At 65.6% G+C, this 2,072-nt stretch carries 1 protein-coding gene; it reads left to right on the plus strand.

Annotated features, from left to right (window positions below):
- Positions 1-2,072: condensation domain-containing protein (locus tag AB3X98_RS41925; RefSeq protein WP_368610452.1), on the plus strand; the 2,072-nt coding region annotated here is incomplete at both ends.

Genomic DNA, 2,072 nt, shown 5'->3' on the forward strand with positions numbered 1-2,072 from the left:
CTGCCGGACGGCAATCTGGAGTTCCTGGGGCGCAATGACGACCAGATCAAGATCCGGGGCTTTCGCATCGAGCCGGGCGAGGTGGCCGCGCACCTGTGCGGGCACGCGTGGGTACGCGAGGCGGTGGTGGTGGCGCGCGAGGAGCGGGCCGGCGAGCCGCAACTGGTGGCCTATGTGGTGGTCGCAGAGGAGGCGGAGGAAGCGCGCATTGCGGCGACGCTGCGCGCACATCTAAGTGCGCGGCTGCCGAACTACATGGTGCCGTCGGCGTTCGTGCGGCTATCGGGGCTGCCGCTGACGGTGAACGGCAAGCTCGACCGCAAGGCACTGCCGGCGCCGGCTGACGATGCCTATGCGCGGGCGGCCTATGAGGCGCCGCAGGGCGCAGTCGAAACGGCGTTGGCGCGGATCTGGGCGGAGCTTCTAGGGGTCGAGCGGGTCGGACGGAACGACAACTTCTTCGAGCTCGGTGGCCACTCGCTCCTGGCGGTGCAGGTGTCGAGCCGGCTGTCGCAGGCTGTTGGGGTCGAACTGCCGTTGTCGACGCTGTTTGCCAGGCCGGTGCTGGGCGATCTGGCGGCAAGCACCGTCGAGGTGTTGAGTCGCTGCGGTCCCCAACACCTGCCGGCGATTGTGGCCGTATCGCGTCATGAGCCGCTTGTGCTGTCGTTTGCGCAGCAGCGGCTGTGGTTTTTGGCGCAGCTGGATGAAGGCAGCACGCACTATCACGTTCCGCTAGCCTTGCGGTTGCGCGGGGTGCTCGACCGCAGCGCCTGGCGGCGCAGCCTTGACTGTTTGTTTGCGCGTCATGAGGCACTGCGCAGTGTCTTTGTCGCGCCGCAGGCCAAGCCCCGGGTTGAGATCCTGCCGCCGGATGCGGGACTGCCGGTGTTTGAGCACGATCTACGGCAGAGGCCGGATGCGGCGGCGGCACTTTTGGATCTGTGCCATGAAGAGGAGCGCACGCCGTTTGATCTTGCGCGCGGGCCGCTGATCCGCGGGCGTTTGGTGCGGATTTCGGATGAGGAACACGTCTTCCTGCTGACCCAGCATCACATCATCTCGGACGGCTGGTCGATGGGCGTGCTGGTGCGTGAACTCAGCCAGCTTTACCGGGCGTTCGAGGCTGGGCAGGACGATCCTTTGCCGCCGCTGGCGATCCAGTATCCGGATTATGCCGCCTGGCAACGCCAATGGCTGTCGGGGGAACGGCTGCAGAAGCAGGCGAAATATTGGCGCAACGCCCTTTCAGGCACGGCCCGTCTTGTCTTGCCGACGGACCGTGCGCGGCCGGCCCAGCAGTCATTTGCCGGGGCCAGTGTTCCTGTTGTCATCGATGCGGATCTGACGCGGGACTTGAAGCGGCTGAGCCGGCAGCATGGCACGACGTTGTTCATGACGGTGCTGGCTGCATGGGCTGCGGTGCTGTCGCGGCTGTCGGGGCAGGACGACCTTGTGATCGGGGTGCCGAGTGCCAATCGGGGTCGCCGCGAGATTGAAGAGTTGATCGGGTTCTTCGTCAACACCTTGGCGCTTCGGCTGGACCTATCGGGCGAGCCAAGCGTGTCGGAGCTTCTGGAGCGGACGCGGCGCACGACGCTGGCTGCGCAGGAGCATCAGGACCTACCGTTCGAGCAGGTGGTGGAGATCGTGCAGCCGCACCGGGCGCTTGACCACACGCCATTGTTCCAGGTGATGTTGGCTTGGGAGAACCACGCCGGTCCGTCGTTCGACCTTCCCGGGCTGAGTGTGGAGGCTGCCGACTGGCTCGATCAGGTCAAGTTCGATCTGGAGCTGAGCCTTAGCGAGCATGGCGAGAAGATCGCTGGAACACTGAGCTATGCCACGGCACTTTTTGATCAGGCGACGATCGAGCGGCAGCGTGGTTATCTGCTGGCGCTGCTGCGGGCGATGGCTACCGATGCAGGCCAGCCGGTCGGCCGCATCGATATCCTGCCGGCTGAGGAGCGCAACTATCTGCTGGAGGATCTGAACCGCACGGCAGCGGCGTATCCGTCGGAGCAGTGCATCCACGAGCTGTTCGAGGCGCAGGTGCGCCGCTCACCGGAGGC

This window comes from Paraburkholderia sp. BR14312, assembly GCF_040948675.1.
Lineage (GTDB): Bacteria > Pseudomonadota > Gammaproteobacteria > Burkholderiales > Burkholderiaceae > Paraburkholderia > Paraburkholderia nodosa_A.